The following is a 4,066-nucleotide window of genomic DNA, read 5'->3' as shown; positions in this document are numbered from 1 at the left end:
CCTCGCCGCGGGCGGCCTCGGTGACGCCGTCCGCGGTGGCCAGCAGCACGGCCCGGTGCTCGAAGAGGGAGCGGCCGGTGGCCAGGGAGTGGGCGAGGTCGGTGGGCGACAGGTCGGGCCGGTCGGCGGCGAAGGCGTGCAGTCGCGCGATCTGGGCGTCGAGTGCGGTGGCCGAGCGTGCCGAGACGATCCACGGGGTGAGGGCGGGCGTCCGGGTCGCCTCGGCCGGTGCGGCGTCCGGTTCGCGTGGTGGGGCCTGTTCGAGGACGACGTGGGCGTTGGTGCCGCTGATGCCGAACGAGGAGACGCCGGCCCGGTGGGCCCGGCCGGTCTCCGGCCAGGCGGTCTGCTCGGTGAGCAGCCGGACCGCGCCGGTGGACCAGTCGACCCGGGTCGAGGGTTCGGTGAGGTGCAGGGTGCGCGGCAGCGTGCCGTGCTGGAGGGCGAGCACCATCTTCATCAGACCCGCGACGCCGGCGGCGGCCTGGGTGTGGCCGATGTTGGACTTCACCGAGCCGAGCAGCAGCGGCCGGTCCTGCGGGCGGTCCTGGCCGTAGGTGGCCAGGAGTGCCTGGGCCTCGATCGGGTCGCCGAGGACGGTGCCGGTGCCGTGCGCCTCGACGGCGTCCACGTCGGCCGGGACCAGTCCGGCGCTGGCCAGGGCCTGGCGGATGACGCGCTGCTGGGACGGGCCGTTGGGCGCGGTCAGGCCGTTGGAGGCGCCGTCCTGGTTGACGGCCGAGCCGCGCACCACGGCGAGGATGTCGTGGCCGTTGCGGAGCGCGTCGGAGCGGCGTTCGACGACGAGGACGCCGACGCCCTCGGACCAGCCGGTGCCGTCCGCGGAGTCGGAGAACGCCTTGCAGTGGCCGTCCGGTGCCAGGCCGCCCTGGCGGGTGAAGCCGGCGAAGCTGGTCGAGGTCGTCATGACGGTGACGCCGCCGGCCAGGGCCATGGTGCACTCCCCCGCGCGCAGCGCCTGGGCGGCCCAGTGCAGGGCGACCAGGGAGGAGGAGCAGGCGGTGTCCACGGTCACGGCCGGGCCCTCGAAGCCGAAGGCGTAGGCCAGGCGGCCGGAGATGACACTGGCCGCAAGTCCCGTGCCGGCGTGACCTTCGACGTCTTCCTGGGCGCGCAGGACGAGGCCCGCGTAGTCCTGGCCGTTGGTGCCGACGAAGACGCCGGTGCGGGAACCGCGCAGGCGGGCCGGGTCGGTGCCGGTGCGCTCGACGGCCTCCCAGGCGGTCTCCAGCAGGAGCCGCTGCTGGGGGTCCATGGCGAGGGCCTCGCGCGGGGAGATGTCGAAGAAGCCGGGGTCGAAGTCGGCCGCGTCGTAGAGGAATCCGCCGACGCGGGTGGCGCTGCGGCCCTGTCCGTCGCCGGCGAGCAGGTCGAGGTCCCAGCCGCGGTCGGTGGGGAACGCGTCGATGCCGTCGCGGCCTTCGGCGAGCAGGGCCCAGAAGTCCTCGGGCGAACTGACGCCGCCGGGGAAGCGGCAGGCCATGCCGACGATCACGATCGGGTCGTCGTCGGTCCCGGCCGCCGGTGCCGGTGGCGTCGCGGGGGCGAAGTCCGGTCGGTCGCCGGTGAGTTCGGCGCGGAGGTGCTCGGCCAGGGCGCGCGGGGTGGGGTGGTCGAAGACCAGGCTCGGCGCCAGGGACAGGCCGGTGCTGGCGGCCAGGGCGTTGCTCAGTTCGACGGCGGTCAGCGAGTCGAAGCCGAGGTCGCGGAAGGGCTTGTCGGCGCGGATGGCGTCGGCGCCGCGGTGGCCGAGGACCGCGGCGGCGGTGGTCCGCACGACGCGGAGCAGGACGCCGGTGCGGTCGGCGGGTGCGGTGCCGGCCAGTTGGTCGCGCAGGTCGGCCGCGGCGCCGGCGTGTTGGCGGTGGGCCTCCTGGACCGTGCGGACGGCAGTGCGGGCGGCGGGCAGCCTGCTCAGCAGCGGGCTGGGGCGCAGGGCCAGCAGAGATTCCAGGAGTCGGGGCTGCTGGAGGTCGGCGAGGACGAGGGTGGGGTGCGGTTCGGTCACCGCGCGGGCCAGGGCCGGTACGGCGAGGTCCGGGTCGAGCAGGCCGACGGGTTCGGCGCCGGGGCGGGTGTGGCGGGCGGCCATGCCGTCGCCGGCCCAGGCGCCCCAGGCGACGGAGGTGGCCGGGCGGCCCTGGGCGCGACGGCGCTCGGCGAGGGCGTCGAGGACGGCGTTGGCGGCGGCGTAGCCGGCCTGGCCGGGGTTGCCGACGGCGCCGGCGACGGACGAGAAGAGTGCGAAGACCGCGAGTTCGGCGTCCCGGGTCAGTTCGTCCAGGACGACGGCGGAGGCGACCTTGGCGCGGAAGACCGCGGCGAACCGGTCCGGGGTGAGGCCGGTGAGCACCCCGTCGTCGAGGACGCCCGCGGTGTGCACCACGGCGGTCAGCGGGCACTCCTCGGGGATCTCGGCGAGGACCTGCGCCATCTGCTGCCGGTCGGCGGCGTCGCAGGCCGCGAGGGTGACGCGGGCGCCGAGGGCGGTCAGTTCGGCGGCCAGGTCGGCGGCGCCGGGCGCGTCGGGGCCGCTGCGGCTGAGCAGCAGCAGGTGCTCGGCGCCGTGGGCGGCCAGCCAGCGGGCGGTGTGCCGGCCGAGTGCGCCGGTGCCGCCGGTGACGAGGACGGTGCCGGTGGGCTGCCATGCGCTGCCGGGGGCGTCGTCGGGGGCGGGTGCCGGGGTGAGGCGGCGGCCGTAGGCGCCGGTGGCACGCAGGGCGAGCTGGTCCTCCTCGCCGGCGCCGGTGAGCGCGGTGGCCAGGCGGTGCGCGGTGCGCTCGTCGAGGGCGGTGGGCAGGTCGATCAACCCGCCCCAGTGACGCGGGAGTTCCAGGGCGGCGACCCGACCGAGGCCCCAGACCGCCGCCTGTGCGGGGGCGGTCGGCGCCTCGCCGGGGAGAGCGGAGACCGCCCCCCGGGTCAGGGCCCACAGCGGTGCCGCGCTGCCGGTGTCGACGAGGGCCTGGAGGAGGGCCGCGGTGGCGGTGGTGCCGGCGGGCACCGCGTCCTCACCGCTGGTCTCGTCGAGGGCGAGCAGCGAGACGACGGCGGTGGGGGCAGGGCCGTCGGGGGCCGGCACCGCCGCCGTGAGCAGTGCGGCGAGCGCGTCCCGGCCGGTGGCGTCGGCCGGGACGTCCACCCGGTGGGTGTCCGGGCCGAGGGCGGCGATCACGTCGGTGACCCAGGGGTCGTCGGCCGCGGCGGCCGGGACGAGCGCCAGGACGTGGCCGCGGTCCGCGGTGCCGGCGAGGGCGAGCGGTTCCCAACTCTCCCGGTAGCGCAGGGCGTTGGTGGCCGATGCGGTGCGGCTGCGGGTGCGCCAGGCGGACAGTGCGGGCAGGACGGCGCCGAGGTGATCGCCGTCGACGTCCAGGCGGGCGGCGAGCGTCGGGACGTCCGCACGCTCCACGGCGGCCCAGAACTCCGCGTCCGCGGCGTCCGTTCCGTCGCTCTCCGGGCCGGTGGCCGGCTCCGGCCAGAACCGCTCGCGCTGGAAGGGGTAGGTCGGCAGGTCGGTGCTCCGCGCTCCCGTGCCGGCCAGGGCGGCGCCCCAGTCGACGGTCGCGCCGGCGACGTGCAGCCGGGCCAACCCGGTGAGCAGGGCGTTCTCTTCGTCGCGTCCCTTGCGGAGGGTGGGCGTCACCAGTGCCTCGGCGGGCAGGACCGCGCGGGCGAGCGCGGCGAGGACGCCGTCGGGGCCGATCTCCAGGAAGGCGGTGGCGCCGCGTTCGGCCAGCGCCCGGACGCCGTCGGCGAACCGGACGGCGTCGCGGACGTGCCGGACCCAGTGGTCCGGTGTGGTCACCTCGCCGGCCGTTTCGGCGCCGGGGAGGAGGGAGACGACGGGGATGCTCGGCTGCTGGTAGTCGAGGTCTTCGGCGACGGTACGGAAGTCGTCCAGCATCGGGTCCATCAGCGGCGAGTGGAAGGCGTGGCTCACCGACAGGCGGCTCGTCCGCCGTCCCCGCTCGGCCAGTTGGTCCACGACGCGTGCCACGGCCGCCTCCGCGCCGGAGACCACCACCGACACCGGGCCGTTCAC

1 protein-coding gene is annotated in these 4,066 nt (G+C 76.7%); it reads right to left on the bottom strand.

Features of this window, described 5'->3' with window-relative positions:
• Nucleotides 1-4,066 (bottom strand): SDR family NAD(P)-dependent oxidoreductase (locus ACIQE0_RS38660; protein WP_402341070.1); only part of this gene is annotated, 4,066 nt, incomplete at both ends.

The sequence above is a fragment of the Streptomyces sp. NPDC093097 genome, assembly GCF_044754325.1.
Taxonomy (GTDB): Bacteria; Actinomycetota; Actinomycetes; order Streptomycetales; family Streptomycetaceae; genus Streptomyces.
This window is presented reverse-complemented; position numbering and strand designations above follow the sequence as displayed.